At 70.7% G+C, this 22,582-nt stretch carries 19 protein-coding genes; 7 read left to right on the top strand and 12 right to left on the bottom strand.

What is annotated here, in order from left to right:
• Positions 1–20 precede the first annotated feature (20 nt).
• Entirely contained in the window at positions 21–665 is a 645-nt protein-coding gene (locus C2L58_RS19780; protein ID WP_103339064.1) for a TetR/AcrR family transcriptional regulator, read from the bottom strand.
• A 101-nt stretch (positions 666–766) separates the two neighbouring features.
• Here C2L58_RS19780 and C2L58_RS19775 point away from each other — a divergent pair, with 101 nt between their 5' ends.
• The 4 genes from C2L58_RS19775 (at position 767) to C2L58_RS19760 (ending at position 5,051) form a co-directional block, all read left to right on the top strand.
• The gene (locus tag C2L58_RS19775; RefSeq protein WP_103339063.1) at positions 767–1,546 is read left to right on the top strand and encodes a glucose 1-dehydrogenase; all 780 of its coding nucleotides are present in this window, start codon (positions 767–769) and stop codon (positions 1,544–1,546) included.
• A 528-nt stretch (positions 1,547–2,074) separates the two neighbouring features.
• Positions 2,075–3,505 (top strand): DUF1996 domain-containing protein, encoded by a 1,431-nt coding sequence (locus C2L58_RS19770; protein WP_103339062.1) that lies wholly within the window; start codon positions 2,075–2,077, stop codon positions 3,503–3,505.
• A gap of 63 nt (positions 3,506–3,568) precedes the next feature.
• Positions 3,569–3,919, top strand: coding sequence for an MmcQ/YjbR family DNA-binding protein (locus C2L58_RS19765; RefSeq protein WP_103339425.1), 351 nt, complete (start codon positions 3,569–3,571; stop codon positions 3,917–3,919).
• Positions 3,920–3,983: 64 nt separating this feature from the next.
• Positions 3,984–5,051 carry a DUF2235 domain-containing protein gene (locus tag C2L58_RS19760; RefSeq protein ID WP_103339061.1) on the top strand — a complete coding sequence of 356 codons (1,068 nt, stop codon included), beginning with the start codon at positions 3,984–3,986 and terminating at the stop codon, positions 5,049–5,051.
• An 82-nt stretch (positions 5,052–5,133) separates the two neighbouring features.
• Here C2L58_RS19760 and C2L58_RS19755 read toward each other — a convergent pair whose 3' ends face one another.
• From C2L58_RS19755 to C2L58_RS19725, 7 genes are all read right to left on the bottom strand, one after another.
• On the bottom strand, positions 5,134–5,892 hold the full coding sequence (locus C2L58_RS19755) for a hypothetical protein (RefSeq protein WP_103339060.1): 759 nt from the start codon (positions 5,890–5,892) through the stop codon (positions 5,134–5,136).
• A 113-nt stretch (positions 5,893–6,005) separates the two neighbouring features.
• The gene (locus C2L58_RS19750; RefSeq protein ID WP_103339059.1) at positions 6,006–7,481 is read right to left on the bottom strand and encodes a glycoside hydrolase family 3 protein; all 1,476 of its coding nucleotides are present in this window, start codon (positions 7,479–7,481) and stop codon (positions 6,006–6,008) included.
• Between the two features lie 5 nt (positions 7,482–7,486).
• Positions 7,487–8,317: a carbohydrate ABC transporter permease gene (locus C2L58_RS19745; protein ID WP_103339058.1), complete on the bottom strand. Its 831-nt coding sequence runs from the start codon at positions 8,315–8,317 to the stop codon at positions 7,487–7,489.
• Positions 8,314–9,300 (bottom strand): carbohydrate ABC transporter permease, encoded by a 987-nt coding sequence (locus C2L58_RS19740; RefSeq protein WP_103339057.1) that lies wholly within the window; start codon positions 9,298–9,300, stop codon positions 8,314–8,316. The genes C2L58_RS19745 and C2L58_RS19740 overlap by 4 nt, the downstream gene beginning before the upstream one ends.
• Positions 9,297–10,598 (bottom strand): sugar ABC transporter substrate-binding protein, encoded by a 1,302-nt coding sequence (locus C2L58_RS19735; RefSeq protein WP_103339056.1) that lies wholly within the window; start codon positions 10,596–10,598, stop codon positions 9,297–9,299. The genes C2L58_RS19740 and C2L58_RS19735 overlap by 4 nt, the downstream gene beginning before the upstream one ends.
• Positions 10,599–10,900: 302 nt before the next feature.
• On the bottom strand, positions 10,901–12,700 hold the full coding sequence (locus tag C2L58_RS19730) for a sugar phosphate isomerase/epimerase and 4-hydroxyphenylpyruvate domain-containing protein (protein ID WP_103339055.1): 1,800 nt from the start codon (positions 12,698–12,700) through the stop codon (positions 10,901–10,903).
• A complete protein-coding gene (locus tag C2L58_RS19725; protein WP_103339054.1) occupies positions 12,690–13,538 on the bottom strand; it encodes a shikimate dehydrogenase in 849 nt (282 codons plus the stop codon). Before C2L58_RS19725 ends, C2L58_RS19730 begins: the two co-directional genes overlap by 11 nt.
• A 113-nt stretch (positions 13,539–13,651) precedes the next feature.
• Between C2L58_RS19725 and C2L58_RS19720 the strand changes: the two genes are divergently transcribed.
• Together C2L58_RS19720 and C2L58_RS19715 are read left to right on the top strand one after the other, a co-directional pair.
• Positions 13,652–14,296 carry a TetR/AcrR family transcriptional regulator gene (locus tag C2L58_RS19720; RefSeq protein ID WP_103339053.1) on the top strand — a complete coding sequence of 215 codons (645 nt, stop codon included), beginning with the start codon at positions 13,652–13,654 and terminating at the stop codon, positions 14,294–14,296.
• Between the two features lie 141 nt (positions 14,297–14,437).
• Positions 14,438–15,751 (top strand): MFS transporter, encoded by a 1,314-nt coding sequence (locus C2L58_RS19715; RefSeq protein ID WP_103339052.1) that lies wholly within the window; start codon positions 14,438–14,440, stop codon positions 15,749–15,751.
• Positions 15,752–15,804: 53 nt separating this feature from the next.
• Here C2L58_RS19715 and C2L58_RS19710 read toward each other — a convergent pair whose 3' ends face one another.
• Together C2L58_RS19710 and C2L58_RS19705 are read right to left on the bottom strand one after the other, a co-directional pair.
• Entirely contained in the window at positions 15,805–17,907 is a 2,103-nt protein-coding gene (locus tag C2L58_RS19710) for a (Fe-S)-binding protein (protein WP_103339051.1), read from the bottom strand.
• A 31-nt stretch (positions 17,908–17,938) separates the two neighbouring features.
• A complete protein-coding gene (locus tag C2L58_RS19705; RefSeq protein ID WP_103339050.1) occupies positions 17,939–18,355 on the bottom strand; it encodes a hypothetical protein in 417 nt (138 codons plus the stop codon).
• A 221-nt stretch (positions 18,356–18,576) separates the two neighbouring features.
• Between C2L58_RS19705 and C2L58_RS19700 the strand changes: the two genes are divergently transcribed.
• Positions 18,577–19,239 (top strand): nitroreductase family protein, encoded by a 663-nt coding sequence (locus C2L58_RS19700; RefSeq protein ID WP_103339049.1) that lies wholly within the window; start codon positions 18,577–18,579, stop codon positions 19,237–19,239.
• 1 nt (position 19,240) lies between these two features.
• Here the strand turns inward: C2L58_RS19700 and C2L58_RS19695 are convergent, their stop codons facing one another.
• Together C2L58_RS19695 and C2L58_RS19690 are read right to left on the bottom strand one after the other, a co-directional pair.
• Entirely contained in the window at positions 19,241–21,343 is a 2,103-nt protein-coding gene (locus C2L58_RS19695; RefSeq protein WP_103339048.1) for a putative bifunctional diguanylate cyclase/phosphodiesterase, read from the bottom strand.
• Between the two features lie 84 nt (positions 21,344–21,427).
• Positions 21,428–22,525 carry an alpha/beta hydrolase gene (locus C2L58_RS19690; protein ID WP_103339047.1) on the bottom strand — a complete coding sequence of 366 codons (1,098 nt, stop codon included), beginning with the start codon at positions 22,523–22,525 and terminating at the stop codon, positions 21,428–21,430.
• Positions 22,526–22,582: the final 57 nt, after the last annotated feature.

Below are 22,582 nucleotides of genomic sequence, written 5' to 3'. Positions count from 1 at the left end.
CCCGCCGCTGATCGCGGTCGTCAGTCGTGGGTGGACGCCTCTGGTCCGGTCACGGCGTACCGGGCGGCGATGGTGCGGACGGCCTCGTCGACCACCTCGGCGACGCGTTCGGCACCGACCTCCCAGCCCGGCACCAGGAGTGTCGGCCAGAACACGTAGTTGGAGATCATGCCCAGGAACTGGGTGGCCGCGAGGTCCACGTCCTCGATCCGCACCGTGCCCGCCTCCTGTTCGGCCAGGAGGTAGCTGCGCACGGACTCGAAGTAGGGCATCTTCCCCTGCGAGAACTGCGCATGGGCCAGCTCGGGGAACCGCGGCAGCTCGGCGATGACGATCCTGAACAGGTCGGTCATCCGGGCCCGGCCCAGCAGCTCGGCGTACCGGCGGCCGATGGTGCCGAGTCCGTCGACGACGTTGCCGGCCGGCGGCGGTTCCTGCTCGCCGGCGGTCGACCAGGACTCGGTCACGATGGCGTCGAACAGGGCGGCTTTGGTCGGGAACTGCTTGAACAAGGTGGCCCGCGAAACGCCCGAGCGCTCGGCGATCCGCGCCAGCGACGTCCGGTCGTAGCCCAGCTCGAGGAACAGGGCGGTCGCGGCCGTCACGATCAGCGCGCGTTTCTCCTCGGCGACGCGCTGGTGATACGTCGTCACGACCTTGCTCATGGACCGAGCATACGAGGTGAGTGGCTTGACTCGCCACTCCCGCCGACCTAGTGTCGAGGGCATGGTGAGTCGACCGGCTCACCACTGGAAAGGACCATCCCATGCTCCGCTTCGACAACCAGACCGTGCTCGTGACCGGCGGGACCGGCGGCCAGGGCTCGAGCCACGTGCGCGCCTTCCACGCGGAGGGAGCGAACGTGGTGATCGGCGGCCTCGACGCGGAACGCGGCGCGGCTCTTGCCGACGAACTCGGGACCCGCGCTCGCTTCGCCCGCCTCGACGTCACCGACGAGAGCTCGTGGGCTGCCGCCGTGCCGGCCGCCGAGAGCGCCTTCGGCGCCTTGAACGTGCTCGTCAACAACGCGGGCGTGCAGAACCCGCCCGCGGCCATCGAAAACACGGACCAGGCCACGTGGTCGCGCATCCTCGACGTCAACCTCACCGGGACCTTCCTCGGCATCAAGGCCGCAGCCCCCGCCCTGCGCCGTGCGGCAGGAGGAGCCATCGTCAACATCGCCTCGACCATGGCGTTGGGCGGTACGGCGCACTACGCGCCTTACGTCGCCAGCAAGTGGGCGCTGCGAGGCCTTACCCGAACGGCAGCCCTCGAGCTCGGCCGAGACCACATCCGGGTCAACAGCATCCACCCCGGAGTGATCTCGACCCCGTTCATCCACGAACCCGCAGCGGGTGCGGCCGCGGCGATCGCCGACTTCTACTCACCCGAGCCGTTCGCCATCCCCCGGCTCGGCGAACCGGCCGACGTCACCCGGCTGCTCCTGTTCCTGACGTCATCGGAGGCCGCGTTCATCACGGGGTCGGAGTACGTCATCGACGGTGGGCTGCTGCTCGGCCCCGCCCTTCAGGCCGAGACCGCATGAGCTTCCGCCGTCGGCCGTGATCGCGGATTCCCTGGCCTCGAACACTCGCGTTCCGCAACCCCACCAGCCAACCGGTGATTCACGGCGCCATTCAGCCATTTCACGGCAATTCCCGGGTATCAGCCCGGCCGCGCGCATTCCCCAGGCCTCACCGAGGGATACGGACGCCGGTTCACTTCGGTTCAAAGTTTTTTCCGCGAGTTCCACACGCCGCAAAGATCCCCAGGTCAGACCCCTCTTCCGCTACGGAAACGCGACCCCGGCCTGACGGTTCGTAACGGCGAAAAGAACTTCTTGCCCGGTGTCAAACGCCCGTGTAGGTTCCATAACGGAACGATAACCAGCCGGTTGACGGCGCGGCCACGGGCAGGTGACCGCACACCCACTGATGTCGGGTCAGTGGACCAGCCGGGCTTCGTTCCTGCCGACACATCCCGCAAGAACCCCGCCTGATCGGGTCGAGCCTGGGCTCGTCCCGGCTCAGTGTCGCGCGTTCCCGCCAGCCCGACACCCCGGAGGATTTTTCCCATGTCCCGCACCCAAGGACGGCATCGCCTTTCCCGCCGGACGAAGATCGCGACCGGCGGCCTCGCCCTCGCGATCGCGGTCGGCGGCATCGTCGTAGCGACGACCACCGGCAACACCGGTGAAGCCAGCGCCGACGAAGCGAACCCCGCGTTCTTCGTCGACATCCTGAAGGTGAAGCCGAACCAGTTCGACCCGCGCCCGGTCAGCGGCGCCGCGACCGGCACGTTCACCGTCGACTGTGGCCGCAACGAAAACCAGCACTTCAACCCGGACAACTTCATCGCCCAGCCCGGCGTCCGCAACGGCGCCCAGCACCTGCACGACTACGTCGGCAACCTGTCGACGAACGCCGACTCGAACAACAAGAGCCTGGTCAAGTCCGGAACCACCTGCCGCAACGGCGACAAGTCCGCCTACTTCTGGCCCGTGGTCCGCATCGACACCGGCGAAGAGGAGAAGAACGAGCCCGCCAAGGTGCCCGACGGCGACCGGGCGCAGGCCGACCGCGAGGCGAAGACCGTCCAGGTCGCGTGCCCGGACGTCGCCAGCAAGCTGACCGACATCCCGGACCAGGCCATGGCCGAAGTGGACAGCAACCTCGACCAGCTCGACACGCAGGCCGACGAGGCCAACCAGCGCATCGCCGCGACGCAGGGCCAGGGCGGCCAGGACTTCGTGCGCAACGCGATCCTGAACCCGCTCAAGGACCGGCGCAGCGCCATCATCGACCGGATCGCCATCGCGATCGGCCGGTTCACGCAGAAGCCGGGCGACCTCGGCGAGCTCGCGCCGTGCGCGACGAAGCCGGGCAAGGACACCGGAACGCCGACACCGCCGCCGAGCACCACGGCCGGCGGGGCGCTGCCCGGGCAGGACGAGAACAACGAGCTGCCCGGCAACGACGGCAAGATCCTGCGGCCGCAGCGCGTGCAGATCACCTTCCGCGGCAGCCCGGTCGGCAAGGTGGTGGCGATGCCGCGCTTCCTCCGCGTGCTCTACGGCGACGCGAAGGTCTCGACCAACGGGCCCGCCAACGCCAGGGCGAGCTGGACGTGCACCGGGTTCGAGAACCGCGTCACCGACAAGTACCCGATCTGCCCCGACGGCAGCAAGGTCAAGCGGATCCACACGTTCCCGAGCTGCTGGGACGGCAAGAACACCGACAGCACCAACCACCGCACCCACATCGTGTTCCCGGACCAGTTCGGCCGGTGCGGCAACGGGTTCAAGGCGGTGCCGCAGCTGCAGATCTCGCTGACCTACGACATCCCGCACGACATCCAGGCCAAGAAGCAGTACAAAGTGGACGCTTTCCCGCAGGAGAAGCACAACCCGGGTTCCGACCACGACGACTTCGCCAACGTGATGTCGCAGCGGATCATGAACGGGCTGGTGAACTGCGTGAACCGCGGCCGGACCTGCCGGGCGTGACCCGGGACCGGCGGCGCACCCGGGGATGGTGCGCCGCCGGTTCCGCGCGCGACAATGCCCGCCATGGTCACCGGCGACGAAGTGCGCGCGTTCGCTCCCACCCTCCCCCGCGCCTACGAGGCACTCGTGCGCGACCGGATCAAGTTCCGGGTGGGCCAGATCGTGTTCGTGGCGCTTTCGGCGGACGAGACTTTGATGGGTTTCGCCTTTCCTCGCGAGCAGCGGGACGCGCTGATCGCGGCGGAACCCGCCAAGTTCCTCCTGCCCGAACCGTCGGACCTGCGCTTCCGCTGGGTGCGCTGCCGCCTCGCCGCGATCGACGCCGTCGAGATGCGCGAGCTGGTCGTGGAGGCGTGGCGGATGTGCGTGCCGAAGAAGGTCTGGACGGCCTACCTGGACACCCACCCGCTCTGACGGCCACCGCGTAACGCAACACCCCGCCGCTGCGACTCACGAGGGTCCGGCCCGGGGAGGAAGCATGGCGAAACGCCTGGTGATCTGCTGCGACGGCACCTGGAACAGCCTCCGCCAACCGGCGCCGACCAACGTGGGCCAGCTCCAAAAGGCCGTCGCGCCCGCCGACCCGGCCGGCACGGAACAGCGGGTCTACTACCGCGAAGGCGTCGGCACCGGCAAGCTGTGGGACCACCTCATCGGCGGCGCTTTCGGCATGGGACTCTCCGCGCACGTCCAGGACGCTTACCGCTTCGTCGCCGAAAACTACGAACCCGGCGACGAACTGTTCTTCTTCGGCTTCAGCCGCGGTGCCTACACCGCGCGCAGCACCGTGGGCTTCATCCGCAACTGCGGCGTCCTTCTCCCCGGCGAACTCGGCCGGCTCGACGAGGCCTACCGGCTCTACCGCGACCGCGATCGGGACACCTCCGGCCCGGACAGCCCGCGCGCCCGCGAGTTCCGCGCCAAGTACGCCCGCGAAGACCGGACGCCCATCCGGTTCGTCGGTGTCTGGGACACCGTCGGCGCGCTGGGCATCCCCCTCAGCGGCGGCCGGCTGATCCACCTGCTGAACAAGCGCTGGCAGTTCCACGACATGGAGCTGACGTCGATCGTGCAGGCGGCGTTCCAGGCCCTCGCCGTCGACGAGCACCGCAAGTCGTTCAGCCCGGCCGTCTGGGCGCCCGCGAAAGCAGCGAAGGCGTCGAAAGCGGCCGACGACCGGATCCGGGAACAGGTCTGGTTCGCCGGGGCCCATTCCGATGTCGGCGGCGGCTATCGGCCGTCGGCCCTGTCGGATCTGGCCCTGCGGTGGATGACCGACCGCGCCGAGCAGTGCGGTCTCGCGTTCAAGGAAAACGCGTTCGGGTATCTGGCCAAGCCCGACGAACTGGGCGCGCTGCACAATTCGCTCAACGCGTTCTTCCGCTGGTTCGGCTCGGCCGACCGCGCCATCGGCGGGGTGGATCCGGCGACGGAGTTCGCCGGGTCGTGCGCGCTGCACCGCAGTGAGCAGATGCGGCCGCCGTACCGGCCCGCGAACCTGCTGGCCTACCTCGCGGATCCGGAGCACCGCATCATGAAGATCTGACTGTCCGAACCGGACTGTGCACCGCACGCGGACGAGCCCCTGTCCGGGAGAGGTGGACAGGGGCTCGAGCACGTTCAGCGGGTCAGTGGTTGACCTGGAACCACGGCTGCGACCAGCCGAGGTAGGTCTGGCCCCACTTGCTCTTGATCTGCGCGATCGTCGTCTCGGTGTAGCTGCCGTAGCCGTTGATGTCGTTCGACAGGAACTTGCCGCCGCCGATGGAGATCATCGTGTGCCCGGCGCCGCTGCTCTTGAAGAAGGCCAGGCCACCGGCCGGGACCTGGTAGTCACCCGGGTGCTTGAACGACGACGGGATCTGGGTCCAGTGGACGTAGGCCGTGTTCGAGCCGCTGGCGCTGAACCCGTAGTTCTGCGCGTTGATCCGGTCGCACCAGCCCTCGTAGGCGTCGAGGTCGTTCGTGTGGATGCGGGTCTTCGCCTTGGCGACCGCCTCGGCGCAGGTGTTCGGGTCGCCGGTGCCCGCGGTCGAGCAGGCCAGCGTCGAGCCCGCGCAGTCCGGGGCGACCCGCCCGTCGGAGCCGGTGTAGACGTAGGCGTCGCTGACGTAGCCGTCGCCCACCTTGTCCCAGATGTCCGAGGTGCCGTACTTGCCGTCGACGGTGGATCCGTTGGTCTGGCAGCTGATGGTCACCGCGGTGCCGTCGGCGATGCTGCCGACCGAGCCCGCACTGGCGCTCGGGCTCGACCGCACGGTCAGCGGTGCGCCCGAATCGGTGTGCACGGTGCCCGCTGCGGCGAACGCCGGGCCCGCCCCGACGACCACGATCGCCGCGGCGATCCCGGCGACCCCCGCCATCCGCTTCACGATGCCCATGTTCATTCTTCCGTCCTCCAGTTTTCGGTGTGAGGACAGAATGAAGACCGCCGGTACAAGGCCCGTACAAATCGCGGACGCCGTTCTGGAGTTGCGGCAAACCGGACGAAATCTCGGGTTCAGGCCAGGTATTCCGCCGCGGCACGCAGGCTGACGTACGAGCCGCTGAACGTGTCGATCCGCGGCCCGTCGCCGTCACCGCCGCCGCCCGGTCCGGGCACACCCGTTTCCACCCGGATGAAGTCCAGTCCGGACAGCGCGGTGAGCAGCGCGCGCACCCGCGGGTGCCGGTGCGCTTCCCGCGTCACCACGACGACGCTGCGGAACCCCGGCGCCGCCTCGAGCACCACGTCGGCGTCGTCGGGGGTGACGGTGAGCGCCCGGGTGCCCGGCACGAGCTCGGCCAAGTGCGCGCCGAGGCCCCACGGCATCGGCCCGGCCGCGATCGTCGGGTCGGTCTGGACGTCGACGACCAGCGGCGGGCCGGCCAGCCGGGGCTCGCCGTGGACCCGCAGCGCCTTGCGGGCCGCTTCCAGGCCCAGCCGCCGGTCGACCGGGCCCACCCGCGCCGGCGCCGGGTCGGTGCCCAGCCCCGCCGTCCGCGAAGCCGCCTCCGCCAGCCGCTCCAGCGGCAGCTCGCCCGCCGCGACCGCGGCCACGATCGCCGTGACGCAGGCGTCCAGGTGCTCGGCCTCGAACGCCGCACCGCCGAGGCACAGCGCGTCCGCGCCCGCGGCCAGGGCCCGCACGGCCGAGCGGCCCAAGCCGTCGTGGCGCCCGTACGCGCCGGACACCGCGCCCATCTCGAGGGCGTCGGTGATCACCGCGCCGGTGAAGCCGAGCTCGCCGCGCAGGACGTCGGTGAGCGCGGTCCGGTTGAGCGTGGCCGGCTCGTCGCCCCAGGCGCGCACGACCAGGTGGCCCGACATCACCGAGCGGACGCCGGCCCGGATCGCCGCGGCGAACGGGACCAGCTCGATCGCGTGCAGCTCCTCGACCGTGCGCGGCAGCACCGGCAGCGCCACGTGCGAGTCCTCGGTCGCCGCGCCGTGGCCCGGGAAGTGCTTCGCGCACGCCGCGACGCCGTACTTCTGCAGGCCGGTCACGTACGCCGCGACGTGCGGTGACGCCTTCGCCGGGTCGGACCCGAACGCCCGGACGCCGATGATCGGGTCCTCGGCGGCCAGGGTCAGGTCCGCGCAGGGCGCCAGGTTGAGCGTGACCCCGCAGGCCGCGAGCCGTTCGCCGAGCGCGGCCGCGACGGCCGTGGTCAGCTCCGGGTCGTCGGCCGCGCCGAGGGCGAGCGGGCCCGGCACGAACGACCCGGTGTTCACGTCGAGGCGGGTGACGTCACCCCCCTCTTCGTCGATGCCGACGACAACACCACTGTCGCCGTCCCGCTCGCTTCGCAGCTGCGCGGTCAACGCGGCGACCTGCTCGTCGTCGACGACGTTGCGGCCGAACAGCACCACCCCGCCCAGGCCGCCGGCGACCCGGCGGCGCAGCCAGTCGGGCGCGGTCGTCCCGGCGAACCCGGGCAGGAGGACGGCTTCGGCGAGCTTCTCGGGCGAGGACTGCGTCTCGGGCGTGGACAACGGGGCTACCCCTTCACAGCGCCGGCGGTCGCGCCGGACACCAGCTTGCGTTGCACGAGCAGGAAGAAGATCAGCGCCGGGATCGCGTAGATGACCGACGCGGCCATGACGCCGCCCCAGTCGGTGGCGAACGCGGTGCGGAACGACGCGAGCCACACCGGCAGCGTCTCCTTCGGCTTGTCCCGGATGAAGACCAGCGCGAACAGGTACTCGTTCCAGGCGGTGATGAAGCTGAACACCGACGTGGTGACCAGGCCCGGGCCGAGCAACGGCAGCGTGACGCGCCGGAAGGCGCCGGTCTGGCTGCAGCCGTCGATCATCGCGGCCTCTTCCAGCTCGTACGGGATCCCGTTGACGAAGCCGTAGAGCATCCACACCGTGAACGGCAGCGTGGTGGCGAAGTAGATCAGCAGCAGCGACGGCAGCGTGTTGAGCAGCCCGGCGTCCTTCATCAGCAGGAACAGCGGGATGAACAGCGCCGACACCGGCGCCAGCTGCGCCACCATGACCAGGACCAGGAACCCCTTGCGGCCGGTGAACCGCAGCCGCGACAGCGGGATCGCCGCCAGCGTCCCGGCGACCAGCGCGCACAGCACCGAACCGACCGTGACGATCAGGCTGTTCATCAGGTAGGTCGGGAAGTTGTCCTTGCCCAGCGCGGTGGCGAAGTTGCCGAACGAGAACGACGTCGGGATCAGGTCGTACTTCGGCGACAGGATCTCGCCGGGCGTCCGCAGCGACGTGACGAACATCCAGTACGTCGGGAAGAGGATCAGCAGCGCCACGACCACGCCGACGACCGAGAGCGCGATCCGCTGCGGCAGCGACTTCCTCACTTGAGATCACCTTCCGGGGTCCGGACCAGCAGCTGGATGTACCGCCCGGTGATGAGCGCGAGCACGATCAGCATCAGGGTCGCGATCGCCCCCGCCGCGCCGAAGTGGTTACCCGCGATGCCCTTGAGGTAGAGCACGACGGCCAGCGTGGTGCTCCCGCCGTCCGGGCCGCCTTCCCGGATCGCCCAGATCTGCGCGAAGGCGTTGAAGTCCCACAGCACCGACAGGAACGTGACCATGGTGGTGATCGGCCGGATGGCGGGCCAGGTGACCGCGCGGAACGTCTGCCACGCGCTGGCGCCGTCGATGCCCGCGGCTTCGTACTGCTCGCGCGGGACACCGATGATGCCCGCGTACAGCGAGAACGTCACGAACGGCACGGCCTGCCACACGATGAGCAGCCCGATCACGGTCAGCGTGCTGGCGCCGCTGGAGAACCACGAGAAGCCGATGAAGCCGGGGAAGCCGAGCCGGTCCAGCGTCTTGTTGAGGATGCCGTACTGCTCGTCGAAGATCCACTGGAACACCGTGGTCGTGGCGATCACCGGGGTGGCCCACGCCAGCACCAGCGTCACCTGGACCATGATCCGCACGACCGGGCCGAGGTGGCGCATCAGGATCGCCAGCAGCAGGCCGCCGAGGATGGTGGCGGCCACGATGGCGGCGGTGAAGACCAGGGTCCGGACGGTGATCGTCCAGAACTCGGAGTCGGCCAGCGTGTTCGTGTAGTTGTCGAACCCGATCCAGACGGTCTTGCCGGAGACGAGCTGGCCGATGTCGAGCTTGCGGAAGCTGATCGCGAGCACCTGGACCAGCGGCCACGCGAGCAGGACGAGGATCGCGGCGAGTGCGGGGAGCAGGAGCACGTACGGGAGCACCCGGTCGCCGAACCGGCCCCGCCTGCGCCTCTTGACCCGCGTGTCGCGCGGCGATGCCGGCGGGGTCGCCCCCGCCGGCATCGTCACATTGGCGGTCGCTGTCATCCGCCGATGAGCTTGTTCAGCGCTGCGTTGGCGTCGGCGGTCGCCTGGTCGAGCGTCTTCTTGCCGGTCAGGTACGCGGTCAGCATGTCCTTGACCGGGTTCTGGCCGGACTCCACGTCACCCCACTTCGGGCTGGCCGGCACGGCCTTGCCGTTGGCCGAAGCCTTGGCCATCACGCTGCCCAGCGGGTCCTTGTCCAGACCGGCGAGGTCGGTCGACGTGCCGGGCACGACGCCGGCCGCGGCGAACTGGCTCTGGTACTTCTGGCTGGAGATCAGCTTGATGTACTCCTTGGCCGCGGCCACGTTCTTGCTGTTGGCCGGGATGGCCAGGTTGGAGCCGCCGAGGAAGACCGGGGCGCTCTGGCCGGCGGTCTTGCTCGGGATGGCGAAGGCGCTGGTCTTGTCGGTCAGGCTCGCGTCGGTCTTGGCCGCGGTGGCCAGCTCCCACGGGAGGCCGATCATCATGGCCACCTTGCCGGCGCCGTAGACGGTCGCCTGCTGCGGCTTGGCCTCGTCGGCGTCCTTCGGCGCCTTGGTGCCGGAGGTGTCGACGAGCTTCTTGTAGAAGTCCAGGCCGGCCTTGGCCTCGGGGGTGTCGAGGGTCGCCTTGTAGTTCTTGCCGTCGGCCTTGGCGATGTCGCCGCCGTTGTCCCAGATGAAGGACAGCAGCGCGTACCAGTTCTGACCGGGCATGTAGAGCGCCTGGAAGTCGGGGTCGGAGCCGAACTTGGCCTTCAGCTTGCCGATCGCGTCGATCCACTCGTCGTTCGACGCCGGCGGCTTGGCGATGCCCGCCTGCTCGAACATGTCCTTGCGGTAGATGACCTCACGGTTGGCCGCGTAGAACGGGACGCCGTAGGTCTTGCCGTCGTAGCTGCCGGAATCGGCGAGACCCTTGAGCCACTGCGAGCCGTTGAAGCTGTCCTTGTCGGCGGTCAGGTCGGTCAGCACGCCGTCCTGCGCGGCGAACGCGGCGGTCTGCGTGTTGCCGATCTCGATGACGTCCGGCGGCGCGCCGCTGGCCAGGGCGGTGGTCAGCTTCTGCTGGATGCCGTCCCACTGCTGGACTTCGTACTTGACCTTGACCCCGGGGTGCGCGGCCTCGAACTCCTTGTGGAGCGCGTCGGTCAGGGTGGCCGGCGCGGAGCCGGTCATCAGCCAGACCGTGACGGTCCCGCTCAGCGGTGCATTGCCGCTCGACGAGGCCGCGGTGTCCGAGCCGCTGGAGCCCGCGCAGCCTGCGGTCGCGAGCGTGAGTGCGGCGGCGCCCGCCGCCAGCTTGAGCCAGCGTTTCACTCGATGCCGTCCTTTCCATGCCCGGCCAACCGCGGCCGAGCGCCCCAAATGGTGTAGACCAATGTTGGGGTTAGAGTGGTACGTACCACAGGCCCTGTCAAGGCGGTTGCCGGAACGTTGTAAACGCCTGCGGCGAGTAGCCGGGCGATTACCCGCGTTCGGAGAGGCGCGCCAGAAGTCGTCCGGATAGGGTGGTGTCCCGGACCTTTTTCACCGCTGGGGCACCGGAAATCCGCGCGCCCGCGGTGGCGGGCCACGACGAAAACCGCCCCGGGAAAGACTTCCCGGGGCGGTGAAGGCGATCAGGCCGGCGTTTTCACCGGCGGGGCCGCGTGTCGCCGCGCGCGGTGGGCGGCCATCCGCACCGGCGCGTTGGCCACGCCGAACCCGCGGTACCCGCCGATCCGCTGCACCACCTCGAAGAACACCCGCGCCCCGGCGAGCGCGGTGTAGAAGTGCAGGAACTCGCCTTGCGCGTCCCGGTCGTAGAGCACCGCATGCTCCCGCAGCGCGGCGAGTCGTCCCGGCGGCAGGTCCAGCCGGGCTTCGAGGTCGTCGTAGTAGTTGCCGGGGATGTCCAGCAGCGGCGCCCCGGCCGCCCGCATCGCCGCGGCCGCGGCGAGCGCGTCCGCGCAGGCGAACGCCACGTGCTGCGGTTCGGGGACCGCCGGCGCCCATTCGCCGCGGCGGACCACGGCCGCCTCCAGCGTCAGCCGGACCTCCCCCGCCGCCACCGAGCGACTGCGCACGAGCCCGAACGGCGCCGCGAACTCGGCCACCGGGGACGGCGTCAACCCGAAGACCGAGCGGTAGAACAGCGCCGCCTCCTCGAAGTGGTCGAACGGCTGGGTGAGGGCCACGTGATCGATTCCGAAGATCCCCGCGCCGGCCGCCGTTTCGCCGGTGGGCGCGAAGTCGTCCCGCCAGTCGTCGCCGCAGAGGAACACCTGGGTGCCGTCCGGCGCCGCGACCGACGCCAGGTCGGCCTCGCGCGGGCCGCGCACGCGCGGCAGGACCGGCGCGAGCAGGGCTTCGGCACGGGCGGCGGAGCGGGCCGGGTCGGCGCTCACCAGCGCGACCGCCCCCACGGCGCCGTGGGCCGCGCCGCCTTCGTTGACCACCACCCGGGCCTCGCCCTGTTCCCACAGCTCGACCGGCTTGGTCCGGTGGACGCCGGTGCGGGCGAACCCGAGCGAAGCCAGCACCCTGCCCGCCCCCGGATCGGTCACGACCTCGGCGAACGCGTGGCCGGTCAGCGCCGGCGCGGCCGGCAGCGCGAGCACGCCCAGGGATTCCTTGAGCGCCAGCAGCGACCGCAGCGCGTCGACCGCGGCCGGGCGCGGGTCGGCTTGGCGGAACACGTCGTTGAAGACTTCCAGCGACAGCGGCCCGCGGTAGCCCGCGGCGAGCACGTGCCCGGTGAACGCGGTCAGGTCGAAGTCGCCCTGGCCGGGGAAGAGCCGGTGGTGGCGGCTCCACGGCAGCACGTCCATCGGCAGCGTGGGCGCGTCGGCAAGCTGCAGGAAGAAGATCTTTTCGCCGGGGATCGCGCGGATCGGCGCCGGGTCGTGGCCCTTCGAAAGGATGTGGAAGCTGTCCAGGCAGACGCCGAGGGCGGGGTGCGCGGCGCGGCGGACGATGCGCCAGGCGTGCTCGTACCCGCTGACGTGCCGGCCCCAGGCCAGGGCTTCGTAGGCGATCCGCATCCCCCGCGCCGCGGCCAGCTCGGCCAGCGCGTGCAGTTGTCCGGCGGCCAGTTCGTCGTCGTCGATCGCCTCCGGCGACACCGAGGAGCAGACCAGGACCGTGTCGGTCCCGAGTTCGGCCATGACGTCGAACTTGTGCGCCGCGCGGCGCAGGTTGGCCGCGTGCCGCTCCGGCGGGACGGCTTCGAAGTCGCGGAACGGCTGGTAGAGGTCGATGGACAGGCCGAGGTCGGCGCAGCGGCGGCGGATCTCCGCCGGGCTCGACGGGGAGACCACCAGGTCGTTCTCGAACAGCTCGACGCCGTCGAACCCGGCCGCGGCGGCCGCGGCCAGCTTGTCCTCCAGCGTGCCGGACAGGCAGACGGTGGCGATGGCGGTGCGCGGTTCAGGCGACACGGGCGGCCTCCCCTTCCAGGGCGTCGAAGTGGCGCAGCATCCGCGCCGGGTCGGGCTCGGCGCCGGTGAACAGCCGGAACGATTCGGCGGCCTGGAACACGACCATGCCGCCGCCGTGCAGCACCCGGCAGCCGCGGGCGCGGGCGGCGGCCAGCAGCGCGGTCTCCAGGGGGCGGTAGACGATGTCGGCGACCCACAAGTCTCCGTGCAGCAGCTCGGCCGGGACCGGCAAGCCGGGGTGGGCGGCCATCCCGGTCGGGGTGGCGTGCACCAGGCCGTCCGCGTGGTGGATCGCGCTCAGGTCCCCGGTCGCCGCCCGGCCCGGGCCGAACCTCCGCTCGAGCCCCTCGACGAGGTGGGCGCCGCGGTCGCCGTCGACGTCGTGGACGGCGAGGCGGCCGGTGCCCAGCGAGAGGAGCGCGTGGGCGACCGCCGCCCCCGCTCCCCCGGCGCCGAGCAGGACGACGTCGTCCAGCCGGACGTCCGGCAGGCCGCGGGTGAGGCTGCGGGCGAACCCGGTCGCGTCGGTGTTGTGGCCGATCGCGCGGCCCCGGTCGAAGACGACGGTGTTGACCGCGCCGAGCGCGGCGGCCTCGGGCGAGAGCTCGTCGAGGTGCGCCACGACCGCCTGCTTGGCGGGGTGGGTGACGTTGAGGCCGTCGAACCCGGCGAGCCGGGCCGCCGCGAGCACCTCGGCGACCGGGCGCCGCAGCACGTCGAGGTCCAGCAGGCGGTAGACGTAACGCAGGCCCAGCTCGTCGGCCTCGCGTTCGTGCAGGGCCGGGCTGGCGGACGGCCCGATGCCCGTGCCGACGAGCCCGATCAGGTAGCTGGTCACGCGTCACCCTCCGGCCGCTAATGTACGAACTAGTACGTTCACGGTAGCGCGGCGTCCGCCCCGGCGGAAGGGCTGGACTAGAGTGGGTGTTCACCTGCAGCGGAGGGAGCCCGGTGGCCGCACCATCGTCGGAGGCCGAGCGCCAGCGCGACAAGGAACGGACGCGCGCCGACATCCTCGCGGTGGCCACGCGGGAGTTCGCGGACAAGGGCTACACCGGCGCCCGGGTCGACGAGATCGCCGCCCGCACCAGCACCACCAAGCGGATGATCTACTACTACTTCGGCGGCAAGGAACAGCTCTACCTCGCCGTGCTGGAGCAGGCGTACTCCGCACTCCGGGCCTCGGAGCAGCAGCTCGATGTCGAGCACCTGGCCCCCGAGGACGCCCTGCGGCAGCTGGCGGCGCTGACCTTCGACCACCACGAGGCACACCCCGATTTCATCCGCCTGGTGAGCATCGAGAACATCCACCGAGCGGAACACCTGTCGCGGTCGGAGATCCTCGCCGGATTGGCCGACCCGGCCCTCGGCGGGATCTCCCGGCTCCTCGAGCGCGGCCGGAAGGCCGGCTTGTTCCGGGACGACGTCGACGCCCTCGACGTGCACATGGTCATCAGCTCGTTCTGCGTGTTCCGCCTGGCGAACCGCCACACGTTCCAGGCGATCTTCGGCCGCGACATGCTCGACCCGGCCCGCCGCGAGCACTACCGCGCGATGCTCGGCGACTTGCTGATCGAGTACCTGACCGCGCGCTGAGCGCGGCGCCCCACCCGGCAAAAAGGATCTCTTGACACCCGGCGCCCCGGTCTCGCACTCTCTATTAACTAACTAGACCGTACATTGCTTCCCCGCCGAACTTCTGCGCAACGAAGCACGGATGTCAGGAGAAGAGTCCCCGTGACCGGATCGATGCCCCGCAAGGCCGCGCTGGCCGCCTGGATCGGCAGCGCGCTCGAGTACTACGACTTCTTCATCTACGGCACCGCCGCCGCGCTCGTGTTCAGCAAGGTGTTCTTCCCCGCCTCCTCCCCCGCCACCGGCACCCTGCTGGCGCTGGCGACCTTCGGCGTCGGCTACCTCGCGCGGCCGGTCGGCGCGTTCGTCCTCGGCCACGTCGGCGACCGGTTCGGCCGCAAGCGCGTGCTCGTCTTCACCCTGCTGCTCATGGGATTCGCGACGTTCTGCGTCGGCTGCCTGCCGACGTACGCGAGCGTCGGCGTCCTCGCTCCGGTCCTGCTGGTCGTGCTCCGCCTGCTACAAGGGCTTTCCGCGGCCGGCGAGCAGGCGGGCGCGAACTCGATGTCGCTGGAACACGCCCCGGAGCACCGCCGCGCCTACTTCACCAGCTTCACGTTGAGCGGCACGCAAGCCGGGCAGATCCTGGCCACCGCGATCTTCCTGCCGGTCGCCGCGCTGCCGGCGCAAGACCTGCTGACCTGGGGCTGGCGGGTGCCGTTCTGGGGCAGCGCGCTCGTGGTCGTGGTCGGCTTCGTGATCCGGCGCAAGCTCGACGAGACGCCGGTGTTCGAACGCACCGACGTCGCGAAGCTGCCGGTCGCGGTCCTGTTCCGCCACCACTGGGCGGACGTCCTGCGGGTGGTGGCCGCGGCGACGATCGCCTCGGTGAGCACGATCTTCACCGTCTACGCGCTGAGCTACGCGGTCAACACGATCGGCCTGTCCCGCACCCCGATGCTCTGGGTCGGCGTGCTCGCGAACGTCGTCGCGCTGGCGGCGATCCCCCTCCTGGCCGGGCTCGCCGACCGCATCGGCCGCAAACCGGTGTTCATCACCGGCTGCCTGGCCTGTGGCGTGCTGATCTTCCCGTACCTGTGGTCGATCTCGATCGGCTCGTACGCCTTGCTGTTCGTGCTCGGCATCGCGTTGTTCGGCGTGGCGTACTCCGGCGTCAACGGAGTCTGGCCGGCCCTGTACGGCGAGATGTTCAGCGCCCGGGTCCGCCTGTCCGGCATGGCGATCGGCACCCAGATCGGCTTCGCGGTAGCGGGCTTCGCCCCCAGCGTCGTGGCGGCGATCGGTTCGGGCAAGGGAGATTGGCTGGGCGTCGCGATCTTCACGGCGGCGGTGTGCGTACTGGCGACCCTGGCCGCGGCGACGGCCCGGGAGACCCACCGGGTACCGACCGCCGAACTCGGCGGCGCGGCACCCGCGAAACCGTCCACTGTGGTCGCGTCCGCTGTGGACGGTTAGCCCGAGATCCGCCGCACGGCTGCCCGATGGGCAGAGCCGTGCGGCGGCTTCGGTCAGACCTTCGGCACCGGCGTGTCCGCGGCTTTCACCCGTTCCAGCAACAGCTGGGCGACATCGCGCACGTCGACGTTCTCCGCCTTCTGCTCACTCTGCCGCTGAACCAGCCCATCGGTGAGCATCACCCGGCAGAACGGGCAGCCCGTCACGATCGTCTCCGCGTCCGTGGCGATCGCCTCGTCGACCCGCTCCAAGTTGATGCGCTTGCCGATCTGCTCCTCCATCCACATGCGGGCGCCGCCCGCGCCGCAGCACAGGGCGCGGTCCGCGTGGCGCGGCATTTCCGCCAGCGATGCGCCCGTCGCGCCGACCAGTTCGCGCGGTGGTGTGTAGACCTTGTTGTGGCGCCCGAGGTAGCAGGGGTCGTGGTAGGTGACCTTCGGGCCGTCCTCGACCGGCTTCACCGGGGTGAGCTGGCCGCCGCGGACCAGGCGGTTGAGGAGCTGGGTGTGGTGGACCACCTCGTAGTGGCCGTCCAGGTCCGGGTATTCGCGGCCGAGGGTGTTCAGGCAGTGCGGGCAGGTCGTCACGATCTTGCGCAGCCGCGGCTCGCGCCCCTCGAACACGGCGTTCAGGGTCTCGGCCGTCTGCTGCGCCATCATCTGGAAGAGGAACTCGTTGCCCGCGCGGCGCGCCGGGTCGCCGGTGCAGGACTCCTCCTTGCCCAGCACCACGTACTTCACCCCCGCGATGTGCAGGAGCTCGGCCGTCGCGCGGACGGTCTTGCGCGCCTGGTCGTCGAACGCGCCGGCGCAGCCGACCCAGTAGACGTACTCGACGTCCTCGGCCAGCTCGCCGTCGAACACCGGGACGTCGAAGCCCAGGTCCTTGGTCCAGGCGAGGCGCTCGGAGTTGTTCTGGCCCCACGGGTTGCCCTTGGTCTCCAGGTTCTTGAACAGCCCGCCCAGCTCGGTCGGGAACGCCGACTCGATCATCACCTGGTAGCGGCGCATGTCGACGATGTGGTCGACGTGCTCGATGTCCACCGGGCACTGCTCGACGCACGCGCCGCACGTGGTGCACGACCAGAGCACGTCCGGATCGATGACGCCGCCGTCGGCCTCCGGGCCGACCAGCGGGCGCGCCTCCTCGTGCTCGGTGCCCGCGAGGATGTAGGGCGCCTCCTCGAACAGGTTGTCGCGCAGGTTCATGATGACGAGCTTGGGCGACAACGGCTTCCCGGTGTTCCACGCCGGGCACTGCGACTGGCAGCGGCCGCACTCGGTGCACGTGGCGAAGTCCAGCATGCCCTTCCACGTGAAGTCGCCGATCTTGCCGCGGCCGAACGTGTCGTCCTCGCCCGGGTCCTCGAAGTCGATCGGCTTGCCCGCGGACTCCATCGGCAGCAGCGGGCCGAGCGCGTCCGGCAGCCGCTTGGCCGAGACGTTGATCGGCGCCACGAAGATGTGCAGGTGCTTGGAGTAGAGCACGATCGACAGGAACACCAGCATGACGCCGATGTGCAGGAGCAGGCCGACCGTCTCCAGCACCTCGGTCGTCGAGTGCCCGAGCGGCTCCAGGAGGTTCCCGACGCCGAGCGAGACGTACGCGCCGGAGTCGTACGGGAAATTACCCGATGCCGAAGAGGCGCCGCGGAAGAAGAACATCGTCCAGACGACGTTGAAGATCATGGCGAGGATCAGCCACGCGCCGCCGGTGTGCGAGCCGTAGAACCGCGATGCCCGGTCCTTGCGCTCGGGGGCGTTCCGGATCCGGATGATCGCGAACACGCCGAGCGAGACGGCCACGGCGACGGCGATGAAGTCCTGCAGGAAGCCGAGCACCGCCCAGTGCCCGATCCACGGGATCGCGAACTTCTCGTCGAACAACGCGCCGTACGCCTCGAGGTACACCGAAGCCAGGATCACGAAGCCCCAAAACGTGAAGAAGTGCGCCAGGCCGGGCACCGACCACTTCAGCAGCTTGCGCTGACCGAACACCTCGCGCACCTGCGCGAAGACGCGGGCACCGAGGTCGTCCGACCGCTTGGCGTCGGGCTGGCCCGCCTTGATCAGCCGGTACAGGAAGGCCACGCGCTTGCCGGCGACGGCGAGGCCGACGACGGTCATGAGCAGGCCGAGGATGAGACGAACGAGCACGAGTCCTCCGCGTCGTGATGGAAGGACCGGCTCAGTGCGAGCCGGTGTAGTACCGGCACGCCTTGCACGCGTACCGCATCTTCGCGATCCGCCAGTGCTTCCGGTACAGATCGAGGTCGGGCGAGCGCCGGACACCGAGGCGCTGGTAGCGCCCGGGCCGCCGGCCGGTTTCGTACTGCTCGGTCGCCCGGCCGAGGTGGGCGCGCCGCAGCACGCACCCCCGCGTCCCGCAGCGGCCGAGCGCGGTGCGGCAGAACCGGTGCAGCAGCACGAGATCGCCGGTCACTTCTTCGACCACGCCGTAGCCGGGGTGGTCGCCCGGCCCGGCGAGCCGCACCGGCAGCCCGCAATACGCGCATTTGAGCGTGCAGGGAAGGCAGCCGGTGAGGTGCCGCATCCGCAGTTCGCGCCGGTCTTCGGAACCGGGTCCCCGAACGCGCGACGCCATCAGGCCTCCTGGAACCACTGTGATCGGCACCACTGTCTGCTACTGGAGGGTAATGAGGAGATCACTTCGCGCGACAGGACCGAATGGCGCAGTTATCCTGGACCATTCGGCGCAATTTGTTCAGCAAGGATGACCTTACTGTCCGTACAGCGGACGCATAACACCGCGAATCGTACGTTCGGCCCTGCTGCGCACTCCGTGTCCCCCGCCACAATCCGGGCATGACCTACCACCCGGTTCCCTACCGGCCCGCCCGGTTGCCCGACGCCGAAGCCATCGCCCGGGTCGCGTCGCTGCGCCGGCGGATGGAGGCCCGGCGTTCGGTGCGGATGTTCTCCCCCGACCCGGTGCCCGAACGCGCGGTGCTCGACGCCATCGCGGTCGCCTCGACCGCACCCAGCGGGGCCCACCAGCAGCCGTGGACGTTCGTCCTCGTCACCGATCCGGCCGTGCGCCGCCGGCTCCGCGAAGCCGCCGAAGCCGAGGAACGGGTTTCCTACGACGGCCGCCTCGGCGAGGCGTGGCTCGACGCGCTGCGGCCACTCGGCACGGACGCGGTCAAGCCCCACCTGACGGACGCGCCGTACCTCATCGTCGTGTTCCAGCAACGGTTCGCCCTCGACGGCGACGGCGGGGTCCGCAAGCACTACTACGTCGACGAGTCGGTCGGCATCGCGGTCGGCATGCTGCTCACGGCGTTGCAGGTGGCGGGCCTCGCGGCGCTGACGCACACGCCGTCGCCGATGCGGTTCCTCGGGGAGCTGCTGGGCCGCCCCCGCAACGAATCGGCGTTCGCGGTGATCCCGGTCGGCTACCCGGCCGACGACTGCGTCGTGCCGGACCTGCGGCGCAAGTCCCTCGACGAGGTGCTCGTGCGCATCTGAGTCAGCAGCCGGGCAAGCCGTCCGGCGGCTCCGGGAACGCCGGGCCCGACAGCAGGTCCGCGCCCCGGTCCCGCCACCACGTGGCTTCGGCCGGGGTCGCGATCCCGGCGACCGACACCGACGCCCCGGCCGCGTGGGCCGCGTCGATCAGCGCCGACAGCGGCGCGGCCACCAGCGGGTGTTCCCGCTTGGCGGCCAGGTTCGCCGCGATCCGGACCGCGCGGGCCGGGAACTCCGTCAGGCACGTGACGTCCCCGAGGCCGTGGATCTCCGCCCGGACCCCGATTTCGCCCAGCACCTTGAAGTTGTCCGCCGCGTCTCCGGTCTCCGCGGTCAGGGCCGCGGCCGGGATGCCGGGGCGCACGCGGTCCGGGGCCAGGCCGGTGTCGGCCAGGATGCGGCGGATTTCGCCGACCAGCTCGGGATCCGCCGCCTGCTGCGCCGTGAGCTCGACGACCAGCGGCACGCCGATCCCGGACGCCGCCAGCCGCTCGGCCGCCGTGCGCAGGAGCCAGGTGCCCAGCGGCAGCGCCAGCCCGGTCTCCGCGGCCAGCCGCACGCACGTCTCGTGCGGCAGCACGCCCTCGGCCGGGTGGTTCCAGCGCAACCGCGCCTCGACGCCCTCGACCGCACCGCTCGTCGCGGACACCAGCACGCGGTAGCGGGCCTCGACCTCGCCGTTCTCCCACGCGCCCGCCATCGACGCGGCCAGCCCGAAGCCGTGCCGGTCGCGCCGGTCCAGCTCGCGGTCGAACAGGCCCCACTGGTTGCCCGTCCGCTGGGCGCGCCGCAGCGTCAGGTCCGACGCCTGAAGCAGCTCCGCGGGCGTGCTGTCGCGGGGCGGGCGGTGGACGACGCCGATGGCGGCCGACACCGCGACCCCGTGCTGCCCGTCGACGTACTCCGCCTCGGCGAGCTCGTGGGTGATCCGGCGGACGAGCGTCACCACGCCCGGCGTGTCCGCCGTGTTCTGCACCAGCACGCCGAATTCGTCGCCGCCGAGGCGGGCCACGAGCGCCTTCTCCGCTTCGAACACCGTCTTCAGCTTGGCCGCGACCCCGCGCAGCACCCGGTCGCCGAGCTCCCGGCCGAGACCGGCGTTGATCTGCGAGAAGCCGTCGAGGTCGAGGTGGAACAGCGTGACCCCGCGCGCCGGATCCGCGTCGCGCAGCAAGGTCTCCAGGCGGGTGCCGAAGAACTGCCGGTTCGGCAGCCCGGTGAGGACGTCGTGCAGGGCCTGGTGGCTCAGCCGCCGCTGCAGCAGCGACACCTCGGTGTCGTCGTCGACGATCGTGAGCAGCTGCCGGGGCGCGCCGAGGGCGTCCCGGATCACCGACGCGGCGAACGTCGCCCACATCGGCTCGCCGTCCGTGCCGACCAGGCGGCGGCCGGCCCGCAGCCGGTGCAGCCGGCCGGCCACCAGCTCGCGGTAGCTCTCCCGCAGCTGTTCGACGTCCTCGGGGTGGACCAGGTCGAACAGCGTCATCGCGGCGATCTCCGCCGGTGTGCGGTTGAGCGTCTTGGCCAGCGCCGCGTTGGCCCGCAGCACCCGGCCGTCGAGTTCGGTCAGCGCGACGCCGCTGGCCGAGCCGGCGAACACCTCCTCGAACTGCGCGCGGGTGATGACGTGCTTCTGCCGCGTCTCCTGCTCGACCTTCAGCAGCGCGCGGCTCAGACCCTCCTGCCGCTTCTGGATGTCCTCGCGCAGCATCTCGCCGTAGCCGGAGCTGAAGGCGCCGAGCACGACCACGACCCGCTCGGCCAGCCTGTCGGCCGCACGCAGTTCCGGTTCGCGCAGCAGCGCCTTGCCCAGCACCTCCAGGCTGCGGCGCAGGCTTTCGGCGCCGACGCACCGCAGCTCGACGAGCCGCCCGCCCGCGCTCGCGGCCGCCTCGAGATCCGGCGGATCGCTCGCCACCGCTTCGAACAGCCGCCCGGCCAGGCCGGCCAGCTCACGCTCGATCTCCTCGGGCGTGTGCGGCAGGTAGGCGGTCGTGCTGATCAGGTAGCCCCACTTGCGCGCGAGCGCGCCGAGCCGTCTCGCCGCGCGATCGGCGGACGGCTTCTTCCGCGGGGCGTCGCCTCGGGGATGGGGAGCGGTCACCTCAGGCTGTCCCAGGGTTCAGTGCCCATCACTGTTGGGGGCAATCGATATATCTTGGCCCGGAATTGTGCGCGGCGCACGGGTTCAGTTTCGTCCGATCGAGTGATAACCCTGCGGAGTAATCCCCAGGCGGTCCCGCAGCCAGGAGCGGGTCGCGCTGCGGTATTCGTTCGCGTTTTCGTGCAGCGCCACGGAATGGCCCGCACCGGGCAGCACGTACGTCGACACCTTCGACGGGTCGGCGTAATAGGGCGCTTCCTGGGCCCGTAGCACCGCCGCGTCGGAACAGTCGCGCAACGCCAGCACCCCGCAGAAAAGGACGTCCTTTTCACCGACCACCTGGAAAACCGGTGCGGTGATTCCCCACGTCGCGGGCACCACGATGCCGAACAACGCGACGGTGCCCATCCCGGGGACCGAAACCTGGTCCTTCGTCGCCTCGTCGGCGGCGATCACGGCGGGATCGGCGTCGCCCGCGGCGTAGAACAGCCCGGCCCGCGCACCCGGCCTCGTCGTGAAGTACAGCGGGTCGCTGCCCAGGGTGCCCAGCCGGCCGTCGAGCAACGCGGGCTGCAGCCCGAGCGCCGCGCCGAGGGCGAGCACGGGCAGCGCGGGCAGGTGCGTGATGCCGGTGAGGACGACGCCGTCGACGTCGTGGTAGGTCGACGCCTCCACGGCGACGACCCCCGACCCGACCGAGTGCCCGACGATGACCACCTTCGCGAACGGGACGCCGCCGGCGCGGCCGGCCCGGAGATGGCCGACCACCTCGTGCATCGACTCGGCCGCGGCCCAGACCGACAGCGGCAGGCTCAGCGGCCGGCTGCTGCGCCCGGCGCCGAGCTGGTCGGCGGCGAAGGTCGCGTAGCCGTGCGCGGCCATGTCCCGCTGGTAGGAGTAGCGCGCCGGCTCGTAGGGCAGGTCCCAGTACGCGCTGTTGTACGTCCCGCCGTGCACGAGCAGCTGGACGGTGTCCGGGGCCGCCCCGGCGGGCAGGCACAGCCGGCCGTGCACGACCGCGGGTGCTCCCGGCACCAGGGGTGGCAGGCCGGGGCCGGTGACCGGCAGATCCGTGTCGCCGCAGGAGATCGCGGCGGCCTCCGCGGGCACCGCCGCGGTCAGCGAGGCGAACAGGACACCGCAGGCGAACAACGCCGATGTCAGCTTGAGCGGCCGTCTCAAACCCCACCTGCCTTCCGTTCAGGACCCCGGAACACTACACCCGGTAGTGGAATCGGC

This window comes from Amycolatopsis sp. CA-126428, from assembly GCF_002904335.1.
Taxonomy (GTDB): Bacteria; Actinomycetota; Actinomycetes; order Mycobacteriales; family Pseudonocardiaceae; genus Amycolatopsis.
The sequence above is the reverse complement of the archived record's forward strand: the minus strand, read 5'-3'. Positions and strand labels throughout refer to the sequence as shown.